Origin of the sequence: Lactobacillus sp. ESL0703, assembly GCF_029433435.1 — a bacterium.
Classification (GTDB): domain Bacteria; phylum Bacillota; class Bacilli; order Lactobacillales; family Lactobacillaceae; genus Lactobacillus.
Window position 1 is genome coordinate 111,791 of sequence record NZ_JAQTIB010000001.1, and the last position, 20,719, is coordinate 132,509.

Genomic DNA, 20,719 nt, shown 5'->3' on the forward strand with positions numbered 1-20,719 from the left:
GAGGTTTAGAATATTGGTTTTAAAGGAAATAGATAGTAACAAATTTAGAGATATGGTGCGGGTAGCTACTCACCGAATGGGTCGCAATGCTGAGTTTGTCAACTCACTTAATGTGTTCCCAGTTCCCGATGGCGATACTGGTACTAACATGAATTTAACTATTGAAAGTGGTGCAAAGGTCGTTGCCGAAAATCCCAGTACGAGTGTGGGCGATCTAACTGAAAGTTTAGCCAAAGGAATGCTCATGGGAGCGCGGGGCAACAGTGGTGTTATTTCTTCACAGCTCTTTAGAGGAATCTATAAGGCAACTCAGGGCATGAAGACTTTAAACGCTCAGGAATTAGCCAATGCGTTTTCTAATGGTGTTGCAACAGCTTATAAGGCTGTCATGAAGCCTGTTGAAGGAACCATCTTGACGGTTGCACGTGTAGCCGCTCAAGAAGGGGCAAATAAGGCTAATGAGACGGATGACGTTGAAGAAGTCATGGAAGCAATTGTTGATGGTGCAAAGAAGTCTTTGAAGACCACACCAGATCTGTTGCCTGTCTTAAAGCAAGTTGGTGTTGTTGACTCCGGTGGTCAAGGCCTGCTCTTTATCTATGAAGGCTTTTTGGAAGGTATCTTAGGCGAAAACTTCGCTGATCGTTACCAACCAGATGAAGGCGAAATGGATGAAATGATTAATGCAATGCACCACCAATCAGTGCAGACGCAATTATCAACGCAAGATATTGAAAATGGCTATTGTACTGAAATCATGGTTGATTTGACTGCTGATATTCCTAATAAAAAGCCGTTTAATCTTGAAGAATTTAGAAATCATTTGTCTGAAATTGGTGATTCACTGTTAGCTGTTTCTGATGATGAAGTTGCTAAGGTGCACGTTCATACTGAACACCCCGGTGAAGTTTTTGCATACGGCAGTCAGTTTGGTCAATTAGGCAAAATCAAGATTGATAACATGCGAATTCAGCACGAAACAATTGTCAATGATAGTGATGAACAACAAGAAAGTGTTGACTTTGCGGTAATTGCTGTTGCTTCTGGTAATGGGGTGCGCAAGTTATTCGAAAGCGAAGGCGTCAACCGAATTATCTCTGGTGGTCAAACAATGAACCCATCAACGCAAGATATTATTGACGCAATTAAAAAGTCTGGTGCGCAAAAGGCAATCGTTCTGCCAAACAACGGCAATATCGTGATGGCTGCTAAGCAGGCTGCTGAAGTCAGTGATATTCCTGTTGGCATTGTGCCAACCAAGACCATTTCACAAGGGTTAACGGCAATGCTTTCCTTTGATCCAGACTTGTCAGTTGAAGAAAACGTTGACAGTATGACCGAAGACCTTGAAGCTGTTGTTTCTGGTGAAGTTACGCAAGCTAACCGTGATACAACAATCAACGATGTTGAAGTTCATGCCAATGACTATCTTGGAATTATTGACGGCGATATTGAAGTAGACCATCCTGACCTAGTAACTGCGACAGTCAACATGGTTGAGAAGATGCTCGATGAAGATTCTGAAATTATTACAATCATGTTTGGCCGCGATTCTAACAAGAAGCAGGCTGATGAAGTTGTAGCTAATTTAGAAGCCAAGCATGATGATCTGGAATTTGAAGTTCATGATGGTGGTCAGCCAGTTTATAATTTCTTGATTTCTGTTGAATAAAAGATGAACACAAAAGCATTGTTTGCTCCGGTAACAGATTTGAAAGGAGTAGGCACTAAGACAGCTGCTGCCTTGGGCAGTTTGGGCATCTATAGTATCTATGACCTGCTATTCTATTTTCCGTTTCGTTATGATGAACTTCAAACAATGCCTCTTGACCAGATCATGGATGGCCAGAAGGTAATGTTAAAAGGCATTGTAGCTACAGAAGCTTTTGTTAGCCGTTTTGGTTATAAAAAGAGCCGGCTTAGTTTTAAAATGCGGATTGACCATGATATTGTCATGGTCAATTTTTTTAATCAGCCATGGTTAAAGGATAAGATTGAAGTTGGCAAGGAAGTTGCTGTTTACGGTAAGTACACTGTAGCGCGGCAAAGTCTATCGGGCTTCAAGTTTATTGCTGCTAAGGAGAATGACAGCGGCATGGCGCCAATTTACCCAGTTAACCGGAATTTGCGTCAGAAAAAATTAGTTGAACTGATTAATTTAGCAATCACTGATTATTTGCCACTGGTTGAGGATGTGGTACCTGACGAGGTTAGGCAAAAATACCGCCTGTTATCAGACCAGGTAATTGTTGCCAAAATGCACCATCCCAAGAATGGCCGCGAGGCAGAATTAGCCAAAAGAAGTGCAATTTTTCGGGAATTTTTCATTTTTCAAATTGAATTAGCCCAGCTTGCTCACGGCAATGCAAAACATCAGGGAATTGCTAAAAAATATGACCTGACAGAAGTTGCCAAATTGACAGAATTATTGCCTTTTGAGCTTTCAGACGATCAAAAGCAGGTAGTTAACGAAATTTTTGCGGATTTACATTCAACTAAGCAGATGCAAAGACTGCTGCAGGGAGATGTTGGTTCTGGTAAGACCGTGGTTGCAGTTTATGCAATTTTCGCTGCAGTGACTGCTGGCTTTCAAGCAGCTCTAATGGTGCCGACTGAAATTTTGGCAACGCAGCATTTCAAGAAAATTGATGAATTGCTTAGACCTTTGGGCGTTCGTGTTGCCTTATTGACAGGAACAACCAAGACACTGGAACGGCGAGAAATTTATCGCGAGTTAACCGATGGCACAATTAATGTCGTGATCGGGACACATGCTTTAATTCAGTCTAAGGTAATTTTTAAAAAACTAGGCTTAGTAATTATTGATGAGCAGCACCGCTTTGGCGTTGGTCAGCGGCAAGCGTTGATTAATAAGGGAGCAAGTCCAGATGTGCTGACAATGACAGCAACGCCAATTCCGCGGACATTAGCCTTAACTGTTTATGGCGAAACAACGGTGTCGGAAATCCGCCACCTGCCCGCTGGTCGCAAACAGATTATTTCGACTTGGAAGACCAGCAGTCAAATGGATGAAGTTTACCAATTGATGCGCCAGCAGCTTGAGCAAGGCTTTCAGATTTATGCGGTAACACCGCTGATTACTGAGTCTGAGGCAGTTGACTTAAAAAATGCCGAGCAGCTATATGCCAAGCTTAGCCATGATTTTCCTAAGCAGAAAGTAGTGCTGCTGCATGGACAAATGCCGGGAGCTAAAAAAGACGAGATTATGACGGAATTTGCGGCCGGTAAGATTAATATTTTGGTTGCAACGAGTGTAATTGAAGTCGGGGTTGACGTGGCTAACGCCAATATGATGATAATTTACAATGCTGATCGTTTTGGCATTAGTCAGCTGCACCAATTGCGCGGTCGAATTGGTCGGGGTAAGACGCAAAGTTATTGTGTCTTTATGGCTGATCCGAAAACTGACGCTGGCAAGGCCCGAATGCAGATTATTTCCTCAACAACTGATGGTTTTGAATTAGCTGAAGAAGATTTGAAAATGCGGGGCGAAGGAGACTTGTTTGGCAAGGCCCAATCAGGGTTGCCCGAATTTCAGGTTGGCAATGTCGTTAATAATTATGAGACGCTGGTAGTTGCCCAAAATATGGCAAAATCCCTGATTGAACAGGATCCGGAATTGAAAGCTGCCGATCATCAGACTTTAAAAGAAGTGCTGGATTATAAGCAGCTGCAGCAAGAACGAACATAGAAAAGATTGTGGTAGATAAATGAGAATAATTGCAATAGATGCGATGGGCGGCGAGAATGCCCCTAAGGCAATCGTGAAGGCCGTTTTACAAGCAAAGGCAGAGTTAACCGAAACAAAGTTTATTTTGTTTGGTAATGCCAAGCAGATTAATAAATTAGTTGGTTCTGATAAGGACAGAGTTGAAGTAGTTGCGACAACTGAAGTTATCAACGATGAAGACGAACCAGTAAAGGCAATCCGCAGCAAGAAGGATTCCTCTTTGGTAGTGGCCGCTCGTTATGTTAAGGAGGGCAAGGCTGATGCATTGCTATCTTTAGGTAATACTGGGGCATTATTATCCTGCGGGATTTTTATTATTGGCAGAATTAAGGGGATTGCGCGTCCGGGTCTGATGCCAACTCTACCAGTTAAAAATTCTGATGATGGCTTTAACATGATTGATGTTGGTGCCAACGCTAAGAGTAAGCCCGAATACATTTTGGCTTGGGCACGCATGGCCGTTTATTATGCAGAAAAGGTTCGCGGCATTGCCAATCCGCGGGTTGCCTTGTTAAATAATGGTGCTGAAAGCGACAAGGGCGATGATGTCCACCAAGCCGCATACCAACTCTTGCTCGACAGCGATCTGAACTTTGTTGGTAATATTGAAGGCAATGAGTTACTTGAAGGTAATGCCGATGTTGTGGCTACCGATGGTTTTACTGGAAATGCAGTTTTGAAGAACATCGAAGGTACTTCCAGTGTCTTAATTCATCTGCTTAAAGACAGCTTGTTAAATAATGGTCTTAAAGCAAAAGTTGGTGCGTTATTAATTAAGAATGCATTGAAGGGCTTAATTTCCAAGTTTGATACAGCTAAATACGGTGGTGCTGTTTTACTTGGTGTAAATGCGCCAGTAGTTAAAACTCACGGCCGTTCGGATCAACGAGCAATCTATTTCACTCTTAAACAGATTGATAAAATCTTGTCCGAAAAAATTATTGATGAATTTAAAGCAGAATTTTCCGCTGCTGAATAATTAATTAAGGTATAATTAAGAATAACAAGGAGATAAAAGAATGACAGAAGAGCAAATTTTTTCAAAGATTAAAGATATGTTGGCCGAAAATTTTGAGGTTGATAAAGATAAAATCACCAAGGACACTAACTTTACTAGTGATTTAGACGCTGATTCCATTGATTTGGTAGAATTTATTTTGCAATTGGAAGATGAATTTGGCGCCGAAATTTCTGATGAAGACGCTGAACAAATCAAAACAGTTGGCGACGCCGTTAGTTATGTAGCTGCACACCAAAATTAATTTCTAAAAAGTGATTTTGATATTTGCATGAAGCCTGCTTGATGTATATAATTAGAAATTAAATAAATTTATTAAATATCTCTAATAAATTTTACAAAAATTGAGAGGGGAAATGACCTTTGGAAAAACAAAGTGATCTCTTGCTAGATATCCAGCATTTGCATACGGCATACCGTCTGCATGGGAAATTTTATGATGCTGCTGATGATATAAATATTACTCTGAAGCGTGACGAAATTTTATCAGTCGTAGGTGAATCTGGTTGTGGTAAGAGTACAATTGCCGCAAGTATTATTGGTTTGTACGACCATAAAAATACAAAAGTAACTGGGGATATTCTCTATAATGAATTGAACCTAGTTGGGCTGAATGAAGCGCTGTTTAATAAGATTCGTGGTAACAAGATTGGAATGATTTTCCAAGATCCATTGGCAAGTCTTAATCCGTTAATGCGGGTTGGCGACCAGGTGGCTGAAACGTTGTATTACCATACTGATATGAATGAAAAGGAACGTCATGCACGCGTTATTGAATTGTTTAATCAGGTTGGTATGCCTAAGCCTGAAGAAATGTATTCAATGTACCCACATGAATTATCAGGTGGTCTGCGTCAGCGGGTCGTAATTGCGATGGCTGTTGCATGTAAGCCCGAAATCATTATTGCCGATGAGCCGACAACTGCTCTTGACGTAACAATTCAGGCCCAAATTTTGGATCTTTTGGAAGATATTCAAAAGCAATCACATTCCGGCATTATTTTGATTACGCACGACTTAGGTGTTGTTGCAGAAACAGCTGACGAAGTTGCTGTTATGTACGGCGGCCAAGTTGTTGAAAAAGCTGATGTCAAGACGATTTTTAATAATCCATTGCATCCATATACACGTTCGTTATTGAACTCAATGCCACAATCAGATGATGAGAGTGAAGATTTGCACGTTATCCAAGGAACGGTTCCGTCATTGCAAAATATGCGGCGGACTGGTGATCGGTTTGCACCGAGAATCCCATGGATTCCTGAAAGCGATCATGAAGAAAATCCAGTGATGCACGAAGTTGAATCTGGACACTGGGTCAGATGTACATGCTGGAAGAACTTCCACTTCCAAGATCAAGATGCTGCAGTAAGTGGGGAGTAATTTATGGCTAAAGAAATTATTCAAATAAAAAACCTAAAGGTTCACTATCCTATTCGGAGTGGCTTTTGGAATAGGGTTACTGATTATGTGCGCGCCGTTGATGACATTAGTATCACGATTAATGAAGGTGAAACTTACGGTCTAATTGGTGAATCTGGTTCTGGTAAATCAACTACCGGTAAGGCAATTGTCGGGGTTGAACCTGTCACTAGTGGTCAAATTATTTATAAAGGCGTTGACGTTACTAAAGCTAAGAATAGACGCCGTTTGAACTACAATAAAGATGTTCAAATGATTTTCCAGGATTCAATGTCTAGTTTGAACCCCCGTAAACGAATTGAAGATATTATTGCAGAACCAATCCGTAACTTTGAGAACTTAACAACGGATCAAGAACGTGATCGCGTACAGGAATTGCTGGATATTGTTGGGATGCCGAGTGATGCCATTTACAAGTATCCGCATGAATTTTCCGGTGGTCAAAGACAGAGAATCGGAGTTGCCCGTGCCGTAGCGACAAATCCAAGGTTGATTGTAGCGGATGAACCTACCAGTGCTTTGGATTTGTCGGTTCAAGCTCAGGTTTTAAACTTTATGAAGCATATTCAACAACAATATAATATTGCTTACCTGTTTATTTCTCACGATTTGGGTGTTGTTAAGCACATGTCTGAGAACTTGGCAATCATGCACCGTGGCCGTTTAGTTGAGATTGGTACCCGTGAAGATATCTATAATAATCCAATCCATATTTATACTAAGCGTCTGCTTTCTGCAATTCCTAAGGTTGATGTTGAACACCGCGAGGAACACAAGCAGGAACGTAATCGGGTTGAGCAGGAATTTCAAAATGACCAAAGTGCTTGGTATGATAAAGACGGGCGTGTTTATCCGTTACAACACGTTTCTGGCAAGCACTTTGTTGCCCTGCCACCAGAGCAAGTAAATCAAGAAAAGGAGAGTGACTAAAAATGTGGAAAACAATTCTGAGACGTTTTTTGGTTATGATTCCGCAAATTATTATCTTGAGCTTTTTAGTCTTTGTTTTGGCTAAAATGATGCCTGGTGACCCATTCAGTGGACAAATCAATCCAAATACTGACCCTAAACAATTAGCAGCCTTAAAGCAGGCAGCAGGCTTGAATGATCCAATTCCAGTGCAATATGGCCGCTGGGTTGGCAACTTATTCCGGGGAGACTTAGGAACGAGTTATATCCAGCACGTGCCGGTTGTTTCATTAATTGCTGACCGTGCGGTTAATACCTTCTGGCTGTCATTATTATCAACTATTATTACCTATGCAATTTCAATTCCAATGGGAATTACTGCTGGTCGTCACCAAGATGAATGGCAAGACCAAGCAGTTGAAATCTTTAACTACGTTACCTATGCAGTACCGCCATTTGTTTTTTACATTTTGGCTATTTGGCTGTTTGGCTTCACGTTAGGCTGGTTCCCAATTTCAGGGTCAGTTGCCGCTAATGCATCAGGCTTCTGGGGCACAATTGGCAGTCAATTCTACCACATGCTGCTGCCGGCAATTTTGACTGCGGTCGTAACAACTACCAGTATCGTGCAGTACCTGCGGACAGGAATTGTTGATAATAAGGTTGAAGATTATGTTCGGACCGCACACAGTAAGGGTGTTCCTGAAAATGTTGTCTTTAACAAGCATATTTTGCGTAACTCATTATTGCCAATCGCTTCTAACTTTGGGACAGTAATTACTGGTCTACTTAGTGGATCAATGATTGTTGAATCTGTCTTTAGTTATCCAGGAATGGGTAAACTCTTCCTTGATTCAATTTCTCAACGTGATTACACGACATTGACTGCCTTGATTTTGATTTTTGGTATTTTAACTTTATTAGGCAACTTGCTCTCAGATATTATTATGAGTATTGTTGACCCAAGAATTCGGGTTAAGTAGGGAGGAGCGAGTACAATGGCTAAAAATAAAGAAAAAACACAAAAAGACCAAACACGCCCAACTCCTGCATCTGGATTTAAGATTGCAATGCGTGAGATTAGACATGATAAGGTTGCCTTTACTGCTGCAATTATTATCATTTTAATTTTACTATTCACCTTTGGTGGGTCGCTGTTCTTACACAAGTCACAAGTCACAGAGATTAACATTGTTGACGCCTACTATGGTTGGGGTCAAAATGGTCACATCTTTGGTACTGATGACGGTGGTCGTGACATTTTGAAGCTGCTGATGATGGGTGGCCGTAACTCAATTATGATTGGGGTTGCTGTTACCGCGGTTGTTGAAATTGTTGGTTTGTTAGTTGGACTTGTATCCGGCTATTACGGTGGCTACATTGATTCAATTATCATGAGAATTGTTGACTTCATCCAAGTTTTGCCTAAATGGCCAATCATGATTGTTCTTGTAACTGTTATTCCTAACTACAATGCAGTTAGCTTGGTTTGGATTATTTCAATGTTTGCGTGGCCAGCGACAGCACGTTACTTCCGTGCCTTTATCTTGTCACAGCGTGAACGTGATTACGTCCTAGCTTCTAAGACTTCGGGTTCTTCTGACTTGAAGATCATGTTTAGAGAAGTTTTGCCAAATATTACATCAATGATTATTATTGACGTGGTATTGACAATTGCCGGAAACATCGGTGTTGAAACAACATTATCCTTCATTGGTTATGGACTGCCAACAACGACGCCATCACTTGGTACGTTGATTGGATTTGCTAACGACCCAGTTAACGTTGTTAACCGTCCATGGCTGTGGCTGCCAGCGACAATATTGTTATTAATGATTTCATTAAGTATTAACTATGTTGGTCGTGCTTTGCAGCGTGCAGGGGATGCTCGTCAACGAGAAAATTAGTTTAATTAAAAGCTTTACTTTGAAAGTAAAGCTTTTTTTGTTGCTTAAAATATAAAGATATTAAGCAATTATAAGACTAAAATTAAAGCACGATAAAATTCTTTAGTATACTATCCAGATATGCTAAAATCTATGTATTAACTTATTCCAATTACATGTAGATAGAGAATAGAATGGTTAGGAGTAATTATTTTATGAAAAAGTCCAAAATACTTAGTTCAATTGGAGTTGTTACGGCAGCTGCATTAACCTTAGTAGCTTGTGGTAAAGGTAGTAATGACAGTAGCAATCAAGGTGCAAACACAGCCAGCAAGTTTTCTGAGTCAGTACCTAAGAAAACCGCTAAACAAGGCGGTACTTTAAAAGTTGCTGTTAGAAGTGATACTCCTTTTACTGGCATTTTTTCGGATGAATTATATACTGTTCAAACCGACGCGCAGGTTGCTGAACCTGGTGAAGAAGCCCTGTTTGATACAGATGATAATTTTAAGATTAATGATAAAGGTGCCGCAACCTTGAAGCTGGATGTTCAGGATAAAACAGCGACAATTACGGTTAAAAAGGGTGTTAAGTGGTCTGATGGCAAGCAGGTAACTGCTAAGGATTTGGAATATTCCTATGAAATTCTAGCTAACAAGAAGACTGCATCACAACGTTACAGTAGCCAATTAGAGAATATTGAGGGCATGAAGGAATACCATAATGGTCAAGCCAAGACTATTTCAGGTATTGAAATGCCAGATGGTGAGAATGGTCGCCAAATTGTACTGCACTTTAAGCAAATGAAGCCAGGAATGTACAACAGTGGTAATGGCTACTTCTGGGAAACTGCCGCACCATATCATTATCTCAAGGATGTGCCGTTTGCTAAACTGCAATCTTCAGATAAGATTAGAAAGCACCCAATGTACTTTGGTCCGTTTAAGCTGGCTAAGTTGGTTCGCGGCGAATCAGCAACTTGGGTACCTAACAAGTATTACTGGCGTGGCACACCAAAGCTGGATAAAATTGTAATTTCAGTCCTTTCTTCTAATTCGACCTCACAATCAATTAAGGACCACAAGTTTGATGTCGTTAATGCAATCAATGCTCAATGGGATCAGGTTAAAGATACCAAGGATGTAAATTTTGTTGCCCAAATTCCAATTCAATATAATTATCTTGGCTTTAAGGTTGGTAAGTGGGATGCCAAAAAAGACAAGAACGTGATGGATCCGAAGTCTAAGATGAATAATAAGGCCTTGCGCCAAGCAATTGGTTACGCGATGAATGTTGATGCCGTTGACAAGCGTTATACTGAGGGCTTAAGTTTCCGCGTGCCAACCCTAATTCCGGCACAATTTGGCGATTACTTTGATAAAAATGCCAAAAGCTATTCTTACAACTTAAAGAAGGCCAATGAAATCTTAGATAAGGCTGGATATAAGAAGAAGGGTAAATGGCGGGTGCAACCTAATGGTAAGCCGCTAGTTATTAATTACATGACTAGACAAGGTGATTCTACTAAAGAGCCAATTCAGCAGAATTACATTCAACAATGGCATAAAATTGGTCTGAATGTTAAATTACTTGGCGGCCGACCAACTGAGTTCAACTCCTTTGAAGATAAGCTGCAACATGATGATCCAAGTGTTGACATGTTTGAAGCTGGCTGGGGGTTAGCCAGTGAGCCGTCACCTAATAATTTGTATGGTGAAACATCACCGATGAACTATTCACGGTTTGTGACGCCAGAGAATACTAAGTTATTGTCTGAAATTGATTCAACCAAGTCATTCAATCATAAGTACCGTGTTCAAAAATTCCATGAATGGCAGGAGTACATGAATGACCAAGCATACACTATTCCTACTGATAATTCATACACGATTTATGCAATCAATGACAAGATTACGGGTTATTCACTAAGACCTTCGCAAAATAGCAACGGCCACCAATTATGGGGTCAAGTTGGTTTTGTTAAATAATTAAACATAATTTTCAAGAATCCTAAGAGTAAAATCTTAGGATTTTTTGTTAGCTTTTGTTAAATATCTAAAAGTATATTTAATCATGTATTAATAAACCTATTGATTTTTTAATAAATCATGCTAAGATTTAATTATTAGCTTGTTTCGAAAGAGAGATATTACATTAGAAGGTGTATGTTTATGAAAAAAAACAAAATATTAGGCTCCATTGGAGTTGTTACGGCAGCTGCTTTAACATTAGTAGCTTGCGGTAAGAGCAACAATGACAGTAACGAAAATGCCAAGACTGCAAGTAAGTTCCCAGCAGCAACTCCTGTTAAAACGGCTAAACAAGGCGGTACTTTAAAGATTGCTGAATCAACAGATACCCCATTTACTGGCGTCTTTAGTCCAGAACTAACAATGAGTCAAATTGATACTGATATCATGAGCCCAGGTTCTGAATCGCTGTTTGGTACCGACGATCATTATAAAATTAATGATTCAGGAGCAGCAACATTAAAGTTAGACCGTAAAGCTAACACTGCAACAATTACGGTTAAGAAGGGTGTTAAGTGGTCTGATGGTAAGCAAGTAACTGCTAAGGACATTGAATATGCTTATGAGATCATTGCCAATAAGGATACTCAATCACAAAGATATTCTAGCCAATTTAATATTATTAAGGGTATGAAGGAATATCATGAGGGCAAGGCTAAGACTATCTCAGGAATTGAAATGCCAGATGGTGAAACTGGTCGTGTAGTTGTATTGCACTGTACCCAATTAAAACCAGGTATGACTAACAGTGGTAATGGTTATATTTGGGAAGAGGCTGTTCCATATCATTACTTAAAGAATGTGCCATTTAAGAAACTACAATCTTCTGATCAAATTCGTAAACATCCATTATTCTTTGGACCATTTAAGCTGGGCAAGCTAGTTAGAGGCCAATCAGTTAGTTGGGTACCTAACAAGTATTACTGGCGCGGTAAACCAAAACTAGACAAAATTATTTACCAAGTTGTTGCACCAACTTCAGTTACGCAATCAATCAAGAGCCACAAATTTGATATTGCAGAAGTTGTTAACGATCAATGGAATGATGTCAAGAATACTAAGAATGTTAACTTTGTTGCCAAAATTCCTTTAGCATATTACTATTTAGCATTTAAGGTTGGTAAATGGGATGCCAAGAAGGCTAAAAATGTTATGAACCCTAATGCTAAGATGAATAATAAATCTTTGCGTCAAGCGATGGCATATGCAATGAATACTGATTCAGTTTATAAGCATTATACCCACGGCTTGAGTTTCCAAGTGCCAACTTTAATTCCAGCACAATTTGGTGATTACTTCGATAAGGATGTTAAGGGATATACTTATAACATCAAGAAGGCCAATGAAATTTTGGATAAGGCTGGCTACAAGAAGAAGGGTAAATGGCGTGTTCAACCTAATGGTAAGCCGTTAATTATTCATTTCTTGGCAATGTCAGGTAAGGCTACCCAAGAGCCAATTATGCAAAATTATATCCAACAGTGGAATAAGATTGGTTTAAATGTTAAATTAGTTGGTGGTCGACTAACTGAATTTAATTCCTTCTATGACAAGGTTCAACATGACGACCCAGGTGTAGATATGTTTATGGCTGGCTGGACAATGTCTTCTGAACCTTCACAACAACAGTTGTATAGTGAAGGTACAATGTCCAACTACTCAAGATTTGTTACTCCAGAAAACAACAAATTATTGGAAGAAATGGACTCACAAAAGGCCTTTAACCACAAGTATCGGGTACAGAAGTTCCATGAATGGCAAAAATATATGAATGATGAAGCATATGTTGTGCCAACATATAACTATTACTCAGTTAACGCAATTAATGATAAAATAACTGGTTACTCATTGAAGCCATCACAAGATAATAATGGTTATCCATTATGGTATAAAGTTGCCTTCACCAAGTAATTATAAATCTCTAAATCCTAAGATTAAGTTCTTAGGATTTTTTGTTTGCTTTTTATTAAATTAATATTAATAATTATATTGATTTTTTAATTTTTCATGGTAATATTTAACTATTAACTTGTTTCGAGAAAATAATTAAATAATAAGGAAGGGTAGCTTATTATGAAAACAAACAAAATTTTAGGCTCAATCGGAGTAGTAACAGCAGCTGCCTTAACACTGGTAGCTTGTGGTAAGAGTAATAATGACGACAATACTAAGACTGCAAGTAAATTCCCAGAACAGGCACCAGTTAAAACTGCTAAACAGGGTGGTACAATTAAAGTTGCCGAAGAAACAGACACACCTTTTACAGGAATTTTTAATGAAGAACTCGCAATGAGTCAAGTTGATAGTGATATTGCTAGTCCTGGTCAAGAATCATTATTTGATACTGACGATCACTATAAGATCAATGATAAGGGTCCAGCTACTTTGAAACTTGATCGTAAAGCTAACACGGCAACAATTACGGTTAAAAAAGGCGTTAAGTGGTCTGATGGTAAGCAAGTAACAGCTAAAGATGTTGAATACGCTTATGAAATTATCGCCAACAAGGACACTCAATCACAAAGATATTCCAGCCAATTTAATGTTATTAAAGGTATGAAAGAATACCATGAAGGCAAGGCCAAGACTATTTCAGGAATTGAAATGCCCGATGGTGAAAATGGTCGTGTAGCCGTATTGCACTGTACTGAATTGAAGCCAGGTATGACTAATGCTGGTAACGGCTATATTTGGGAAATGGCTGCACCATACCACTACTTAAAGGATGTTCCATTTAAGAAGCTGCAATCCTCTGACCAAATTAGAAAGAAGCCACTGTACTTTGGCCCATATAAGGTTCAAAAGATTGTCCGTGGTCAATCAGTCAGCTGGGTACCAAACAAGTATTACTGGCGTGGTAAACCAAAACTAGACAAGATTATTTACCAAGTTGTTTCGCCTAACTCAGCTTCGCAATCAATTAAGAGTCAAAAGTTTGACGTAACTCGAGTTGTAAACGCACAGTGGAATCAGGTTAAGAACTCCAAGGGTGTGAACTTTGTCGCTACAGTGCCGCTATCTTACTACTACCTTGGCTTTAAAGTCGGTAAGTGGGATGGTAAGCAATCAAAGAACGTAATGGAGAAGAATCCTAAGATGACTAAGCCATTGCGTCAGGCGATTGGTTATGCCATGAACATCAATGCTGTTGATAAGCGTTATACTCAAGGTTTGAGCTTCCAAGTACCAACTTTAATTCCAGCACAATTTGGCGATTACTTCGATAAGGATGTTAAAGGCTATTCATATAACTTAAAGAAGGCCAATGAGATTTTGGATAAGGCTGGCTACAAGAAGAAGGGTAAGTGGCGTGTTCAACCTAATGGCAAGCCATTAACCATTAACTACTTGGCTAAAACTAATGCGCAGCTTGGTTCGATTAAAGAGTCAATCACTCAGAACTATATTCAACAATGGCATAAGATTGGCCTGAATGTTAAGATGGTTGGCGGTCGTTTAACCGAAATGAACTCGTTCTACGATAAGGTTCAACATGATGCGGCAGGAATTGACATGTTTGATGCTGGCTGGACTTTATCTAGTGAACCGTCACAAACGCAATTGTATAGTGAAGGAACAATGTCCAACTACACAAGATTTGTTACTCCAGAAAACAACAAATTGCTCGAAGAAATGGACTCACAAAAAGCCTTCAACCACAAGTATCGGGTACAGAAGTTCCATGAATGGCAACAATACATGTTCGATCAAGCTTATGTAATTCCAATGGACAATTCGTACCAGATTGATGCTGTTAACAACAAGCTTACTGGTTACTCATTGAAGCCATCATTAATGAATAATGGCCACCAACTATGGGGTCGGGTTGCATTTGCTAAATAGTAAACGTAATAATTAAAAATTAATATAATATCGCTAAAAGCACGTGGACGTATCAGCCGCGTGCTTTTTGTGATTTTTAAGGATAACTTATTGTTGTAATTGCTTTCTTTTTCATTTTATCGGGCAAAAACTGGTATAATCAAAGGATAAAGGGGCTGAAAAGATGGTAAGCACGAAATTTGTTAATCAATTAAATGACAAATACAAAATTAAATTTAATAATCCTAAATTATTGGAAGAAGCATTCACTCATTCTTCGTATGCCAATGAGCATCCGCAGGATGGTGTGCGCGATTATGAAAAGCTGGAATTTTTGGGAGATGCGGTATTGGAACTAGCGATTTCCGATTACTTATACCGCCATTTTACCGAATTAAATGAGGGTGAATTAACGCGGATGCGGTCTAATATCGTTGATACTGAGGGCTTTGCGGAATTTGCCAAAAAATTTGGCTTTCCTGCAGAAATTAATTTAGGTCATGGTGAAGAAAAAGCTGGTGCACGTTCGCGCAAGACATTGCTTGAAGACGTGTTTGAAGCCTTCAATGGTGCGCTTTTCCTTGATCAAGGCATGAATGCAGTTGAATATTTTCTCCATTTAACTGTTTATCCGCTGATTGATGCTGGCAAGTTTGATGCATCACGCGATTATAAGACTGACTTGCAGGAATTTTTACAGCAAGATGGTCCTGTTAAAATCGAATATCAAGTAATTAAGGAAGAGCAGCTTCCGTCGCGCTTTACGGTTCAATTGCGCGTTAACGGTCAAGATGTCTCCCAAGGTACAGGTCACAACAAAAAGTCTGCAGAGCAAGACGCGGCAAAGGTTGCCTTGGCTAAGAAGCGCTAGGGGGTAGCTTGTGCCATTAACAGAACTAATAATTGACGGTTTTAAATCTTTCGCCGAAAAGACAAAGATTGAATTTGGTGCGGGAATCACCGGTATTGTCGGTCCGAACGGTAGTGGTAAAAGTAACATTACTGAGGCTATTCGTTGGGTGATGGGTGAGTCACGGGCTAAGTCGCTGCGTGGCTCGAACATGAAGGACGTCATTTTTGCCGGGAGTGAGTTTCGTAAGGGTGCCAATCACGCTGAAGTGACGCTGGTTTTTGATAATCAAGATCGGCAGCTCAACTTTGATGACGATCAGGTGACGGTTACAAGGCGAATTTTGCTTTCTGGTGATAATGAGTACCTCATTAACAAGCATTCAGTTAGACAGCGCGATGTTCGCGCACTTTTTTTGGACTCCGGGATTTCGCAAGATAGTCTGGCGATTATTTCTCAGGGGCGTGTCGATCAAATCCTAAATTCACGGCCAGAGGCGCGTCGAGTTCTCTTTGAAGAAGCTGCGGGCGTACTTCATTTTAAGAAGCAAAAGGAAGCTGCCAGTCAACAGCTTGACCAAACAACCGATAACTTGGTTAGAATTAATGATTTGGTTAAGGAATTAGAGCAGCGAATTGAGCCGTTACATGAGCAGAGTTCGCTAGCCAAGGAGTACCAATTTCAAAAGCAGGGTCTTGACCAAAAATTAAAAACTCTCTTGGCCTTTGAAATTGCCGATTTGGACCAGCAAAAAGCACAGATACAAAAAAAGGCGGATGAGAATCAAGTCCTGCTTTCTAAGCTTGATCGTGAAGTAAAAGAATCACAGAGTGCGGTCACAACTAAGCGAAATGAGTATAAGCAGCTTAGCGATCAGCGCGAGCAAGTGCAAGCCGATCTCTTGGCATTGACGAAGAAGTTATCGGATTTGAATGCTAATTTGCAAGTTTCGGAACAGAGTAAGCAATATAGTGAAGCGACCAAGAAGGAATATCAGTCTGAACTAAATAGTTTAAACGAGCAGGTGGCTCAACGTCAGATTGATGATGAGAAGCTAGCTGGGCAACAGACAGCTTTAATTAATCAGCAGCAGCTCTTACAAAAAAAGCGGGCTGAGTTAACGGCTGAATTAAATGAAAATCCCGCGGATCTTAATCAAAAATTGGATGATTTACGTTCAGATTATATTCAGTTATTACAGGATCAAACTTCCAATAATAATGAAATTGTTTATCTTAATTCTGAATTAAAGAGAACCCGTGACGACAGCAGTTATCAAAATAATGACGTAACGGCCGAATTAACTAAGGCAACGACTGAGTTGAGCAGGCTGAAAGCAGAGGGCCAATCACTTAAAGACAAGCGGACCAAAAAGCAGGAGCAGGCTGCGGAATTAACAGCTAAACAGGCTGACGTTCAAGAAAAATTATCTAATTTACGCCAAGTCGTCGGTGAAACTACACGTCAGCTAAATCAAGTCAGTGCAAGGTATGAAGCTCTAGAAAATATCCGCAAGCGTCATGAAGGTTACTATTATGGCGTTCGGAATGTTTTGAATAATATTGCCGATTATCCAGGAATTATTGGCGCAATTGGTGAGTTGATTACATTTCCGGCAGAGCTTGAAGCTGCAATGGCAACAGCACTTGGCGGCGGCGTGCAAGACTTAGTTGCTGTGACTAGGTCAGATGCACGGGATGCGATTAATCAGTTAAAGCAGCGTCATGCTGGGCGAGCTACCTTTTTACCGCTTGACGGCTTAAAGCAGTATTCGATTCCGGCTTCAACTGTGCGCAGTCTGCAGTCTTTTGCAGGTTATCAAGGTATTGCCAGTGATTTGGTAGAGACTTCCAGTAAGCAAGATATTAGTCCGGCAATTAATTACCTTCTTGGCAGCACGGTGATTGTTGATACGATTGATAATGCCCTAAAAATTTCGCAGCGCATCGGTCGCTACCGCATTGTAACTTTAGACGGTGATATTATTTCACCAGGCGGTTCAATGACTGGTGGCGTGCGTAACCAAAAGAACAATTCGCCACTGCAAACAACTGCTGAATTAACGCAACTCAAACAAAAGCTTGAAGAGTTAAAGACAACTTTGACTACTGACCAGGCAGATTTAACTGAGTTGGTTAAGCAAGATGAAGAAGTTGCTCAAGATTTGGCTGATGTTAAGCAAAAGCTGCAAGAAGTTAGTCGTGATTTGGGCGAGGCTGTGCTTTCTTATCAAAATCAGGATAAGGAAGTTAACCGGCTAAAAGCTGCCAATCAGTTGTTTGAATCACGCAGAGAAGAACGCGACAAGCAAATTACGGCATTAACTGAGAAGATTAAGCAGGCTGATGAGCAAAAAGAACATTTTGTTACTGAAATTGCTGGCCAGAAAGCTAAAATTAGTCGGCTTCAGGAACGAATTAAGAACTTTACAACTTTAAACCAAAAGGTTCAGGACAAGTTAGCTGAACTTGATCCCCAAATTGCGGTTTATACTAATAAATTAGAAAATCTTGCTAGTCAGCAGCAGGCAAATCAGGCAAAATTAGCTGACCAGCAAAAGCAAATTAAGACTTTGACAGCTAAGTTGGCGACCTTAGAGCATAACGGTCAGCTTGACCACCAGAAGAAGCAGCAGCTTCATCAGGAAAGTCAGGCTGGAGTTAAGCAAAAGTCTGAACTGCAAGAGCAGCTTAATGTTTTGAGCTCACAATTAGGGCAATTTGATGCACAAATTAACCAGTTAGACCAAGTTGCCAGCCGCAATTATGATTTGCGTAAGGATGCGGCAACTGAGCAAGAGGGACTGTCAGTTAACATTGCTCAATTTGCCAGTAAGATTGACCAGCGCCTTGAAACTTTGAACAAGGATTACTCGCTGACTTATGAGGCTGCCTTGGCTCAGGCTGAAGGTAAAAATGATGAGATTACTCGTAAGCAGCTGCAAAAAGAAGTTAAATTGCACCGGATGTCACTTGAAGATATTGGTCCCGTTAACTTAAAGTCGATTGAAGAATACGAAGAAGTTAAAAGGCGGTATGACTTTTTGAATAATCAGCAAAATGATTTGTTAAAAGCGCGCGATGATTTGCAGCAGTCAATGACTGAATTGAACCAAGAAGTCGGCAGTCGCTTTAGTAAAACTTTTACGGCGGTTGCCAAGAGCTTTAAGGAGCTGTTCCCACTTGTGTTTGGCGGCGGGAATGCCAAGCTGGTCTTGACCGATCCCGATGACTTGTTGACAACGGGTGTTGAAATCATTGCTCAGCCGCCTGGCAAAAAGCTGCAGCGCCTAAGTCTGTTGTCTGGTGGTGAACGGGCATTGACGGCAATTACGCTATTATTTGCGATGTTGAAAGTTAAGCCAGTCCCGTTTTGCGTTTTGGATGAGGTAGAAGCCGCACTTGATGATGCAAATGTGACGCGGTTTGCGCAATTTTTAGAAAAATACGACATGCATACACAATTTATTGTGATAACGCACCGTCGCGGAACAATGGAACGAGCTGACCAACTATATGGTGTAGTTATGCAGGAGTCTGGCGTTTCGCAAGTCTTTTCAGTATCGTTAAAGCAATTAAAGAATGAGGTGAACTAAGAGTGGGCTTATTTGATAAAATTAAGAAATCACTGTTTGGTAATAAGGAAAAAGAAGCAGAGGTAGAGCCGAAGACCGAGCTGGAAAAGCAGGATGAAACTGCTAATTCTGAACTAGGATCTAACGCGGACACTGATATTGTCGAAAGTGAAACTGAAAAACCAGTAGCGCCAGTTTCACTAGCGAGTGAAAGTACTTCTGAAGAAGAAACTGAATCACAATCCGAATCTAGTTCGGCTACTGAAAGTACATCCGAAAGTGAAGTTGAGTCACAGTCTGTATCCATTTCAGAGAGCGCAAGTACTTCTGTAAGTGAATCTGAATCAAAGAATGAATCTGTGTCAGAAAGTAAAAGTATTTCTGAAAAAGAATCTGCATCAGAATCAATTTCTGTAAGCCAAACAATGTCTGCTGCACCAAGTGAATCAACTGTGGCAAGTATGTCTGCAAGTGAAGAAGCAGAGCCAGAAGCTGAAACCCAAGAAGAACAAGATCAGACTGAATTGTACGAAAAGGGACTTGCCAAGACCAATAAGGGCTTTGGTGCAAGATTGAACCAATTTTTCGCGAAATTTAGATCAGTTGATGAAGATTTCTTTGATGATTTGGAAGAATTGTTGATTGAATCAGATGTTGGCTTTGAAACAGCCGAAGAATTGACGACTGAATTAAAAGATGAAGCCAAACTCCAAAAGGCTAAGTCTCACGATGATTTAAAGAAATTAATCGTGAAAAAGCTGGTCGACCTTTACGACAAGAATGGGGATGCCGAAAATGAGAAGTTGCGTTCACATCAAGACGGACAACCTAACATTTATCTTTTTGTCGGGGTCAATGGTGCCGGTAAGACAACCACGATTGGTAAACTTGCGAAACGCTTTAAGGACCAAGGTAAGTCAGTCTTAATGGCGGCAGCTGATACTTTTAGAGCCGGTGCCGTTGAGCAGCTGGTTGAATGGGGCAAGCGCGTTGATGTTCCCGTAGTAACAGGGCAAGAGCAAGCAGACCCAGCATCGGTTGTTTATGATGCAACAGCAAGAGCAATCAAGGAACATGCGGACTACTTATTGGTTGATACTGCCGGCCGTCTGCAGAATAAGAAAAACTTGATGAGCGAACTTGAAAAAATTGAGCGCATTATTAAAAAGCAAGCTCCAGATGAACCAACAGAAACTCTCTTGGTTTTAGATGGTTCAACGGGACAAAATGCCTTGTTGCAGGCAAAGGACTTTGACAAAACGACTAAACTGACAGGCTTAGTTTTGACAAAATTGGACGGCTCTTCAAAAGGTGGCGTGGTTTTAGCAATTCGCAACGAAATGAAGCTGCCGGTAAAACTAGTTGGTTTAGGCGAGAAGCCCGAAGATCTTGCTGACTTTGATGCAGCAAATTATGCTGTTGGTCTTTTCCATGATTTGGTATAATAATCAAAACAA

Annotated in this window: 14 protein-coding genes; all 14 read left to right on the plus strand. The window is 40.3% G+C overall.

The annotated features are described in order from the left end of the window. The first annotated feature begins 13 nt into the window (after positions 1-13). The 14 genes from PT278_RS00445 (at position 14) to ftsY (ending at position 20,707) form a co-directional block, all read left to right on the plus strand. Entirely contained in the window at positions 14-1,672 is a 1,659-nt protein-coding gene (locus PT278_RS00445; protein WP_277129479.1) for a DAK2 domain-containing protein, read from the plus strand. Positions 1,673-1,675: 3 nt separating this feature from the next. Then, the gene (gene recG, locus PT278_RS00450) at positions 1,676-3,712 is read left to right on the plus strand and encodes an ATP-dependent DNA helicase RecG (protein ID WP_277129480.1); all 2,037 of its coding nucleotides are present in this window, start codon (positions 1,676-1,678) and stop codon (positions 3,710-3,712) included. Positions 3,713-3,731: 19 nt separating this feature from the next. After that, positions 3,732-4,730 (plus strand): phosphate acyltransferase PlsX, encoded by a 999-nt coding sequence (plsX, locus tag PT278_RS00455; RefSeq protein WP_277129481.1) that lies wholly within the window; start codon positions 3,732-3,734, stop codon positions 4,728-4,730. Positions 4,731-4,770: 40 nt separating this feature from the next. Next, the gene (gene acpP, locus PT278_RS00460; protein WP_277129482.1) at positions 4,771-5,013 is read left to right on the plus strand and encodes an acyl carrier protein; all 243 of its coding nucleotides are present in this window, start codon (positions 4,771-4,773) and stop codon (positions 5,011-5,013) included. A 119-nt stretch (positions 5,014-5,132) separates the two neighbouring features. Beyond that, positions 5,133-6,152, plus strand: a complete 1,020-nt coding sequence (locus PT278_RS00465) for an ABC transporter ATP-binding protein (RefSeq protein WP_277129483.1) — start codon at positions 5,133-5,135, stop codon at positions 6,150-6,152. 3 nt (positions 6,153-6,155) lie between these two features. Next, complete coding sequence (locus PT278_RS00470; protein WP_277129484.1) at positions 6,156-7,121, plus strand: ATP-binding cassette domain-containing protein; 966 nt, start codon at positions 6,156-6,158, stop codon at positions 7,119-7,121. Between the two features lie 2 nt (positions 7,122-7,123). After that, positions 7,124-8,083, plus strand: a complete 960-nt coding sequence (gene opp4B / locus PT278_RS00475) for an oligopeptide ABC transporter permease (RefSeq protein ID WP_277129485.1) — start codon at positions 7,124-7,126, stop codon at positions 8,081-8,083. A 15-nt stretch (positions 8,084-8,098) separates the two neighbouring features. Continuing rightward, positions 8,099-9,007 (plus strand): ABC transporter permease, encoded by a 909-nt coding sequence (locus PT278_RS00480; RefSeq protein WP_277129486.1) that lies wholly within the window; start codon positions 8,099-8,101, stop codon positions 9,005-9,007. A gap of 194 nt (positions 9,008-9,201) precedes the next feature. Then, positions 9,202-10,974: an oligopeptide ABC transporter substrate-binding protein gene (locus PT278_RS00485; RefSeq protein ID WP_277129487.1), complete on the plus strand. Its 1,773-nt coding sequence runs from the start codon at positions 9,202-9,204 to the stop codon at positions 10,972-10,974. A gap of 183 nt (positions 10,975-11,157) precedes the next feature. Continuing rightward, on the plus strand, positions 11,158-12,927 hold the full coding sequence (locus PT278_RS00490) for an oligopeptide ABC transporter substrate-binding protein (protein WP_277129488.1): 1,770 nt from the start codon (positions 11,158-11,160) through the stop codon (positions 12,925-12,927). 162 nt (positions 12,928-13,089) lie between these two features. Continuing rightward, positions 13,090-14,859 (plus strand): oligopeptide ABC transporter substrate-binding protein, encoded by a 1,770-nt coding sequence (locus PT278_RS00495; RefSeq protein WP_277129489.1) that lies wholly within the window; start codon positions 13,090-13,092, stop codon positions 14,857-14,859. Positions 14,860-15,022: 163 nt separating this feature from the next. Beyond that, positions 15,023-15,709: a ribonuclease III gene (rnc, locus tag PT278_RS00500; RefSeq protein ID WP_277129490.1), complete on the plus strand. Its 687-nt coding sequence runs from the start codon at positions 15,023-15,025 to the stop codon at positions 15,707-15,709. A gap of 10 nt (positions 15,710-15,719) precedes the next feature. Beyond that, on the plus strand, positions 15,720-19,283 hold the full coding sequence (gene smc / locus PT278_RS00505) for a chromosome segregation protein SMC (protein WP_277129491.1): 3,564 nt from the start codon (positions 15,720-15,722) through the stop codon (positions 19,281-19,283). A 2-nt stretch (positions 19,284-19,285) separates the two neighbouring features. Beyond that, entirely contained in the window at positions 19,286-20,707 is a 1,422-nt protein-coding gene (ftsY, locus tag PT278_RS00510; RefSeq protein WP_277129492.1) for a signal recognition particle-docking protein FtsY, read from the plus strand. Positions 20,708-20,719 lie beyond the last annotated feature (12 nt).

Bases quoted from the DNA above. Each gene is read 5' to 3' on its own strand.
- recG (WP_277129480.1), top strand. From the start codon at position 1,676: ATGAACACAAAAGCATTGTTTGCTCCGGTAACAGATTTGAAAGGAGTA.
- plsX (WP_277129481.1), top strand. From the start codon at position 3,732: ATGAGAATAATTGCAATAGATGCGATGGGCGGCGAGAATGCCCCTAAG.
- acpP (WP_277129482.1), top strand. From the start codon at position 4,771: ATGACAGAAGAGCAAATTTTTTCAAAGATTAAAGATATGTTGGCCGAA.
- PT278_RS00470 (WP_277129484.1), top strand. From the start codon at position 6,156: ATGGCTAAAGAAATTATTCAAATAAAAAACCTAAAGGTTCACTATCCT.
- opp4B (WP_277129485.1), top strand. From the start codon at position 7,124: ATGTGGAAAACAATTCTGAGACGTTTTTTGGTTATGATTCCGCAAATT.
- PT278_RS00480 (WP_277129486.1), top strand. From the start codon at position 8,099: ATGGCTAAAAATAAAGAAAAAACACAAAAAGACCAAACACGCCCAACT.
- PT278_RS00485 (WP_277129487.1), top strand. From the start codon at position 9,202: ATGAAAAAGTCCAAAATACTTAGTTCAATTGGAGTTGTTACGGCAGCT.
- PT278_RS00490 (WP_277129488.1), top strand. From the start codon at position 11,158: ATGAAAAAAAACAAAATATTAGGCTCCATTGGAGTTGTTACGGCAGCT.
- PT278_RS00495 (WP_277129489.1), top strand. From the start codon at position 13,090: ATGAAAACAAACAAAATTTTAGGCTCAATCGGAGTAGTAACAGCAGCT.
- rnc (WP_277129490.1), top strand. From the start codon at position 15,023: ATGGTAAGCACGAAATTTGTTAATCAATTAAATGACAAATACAAAATT.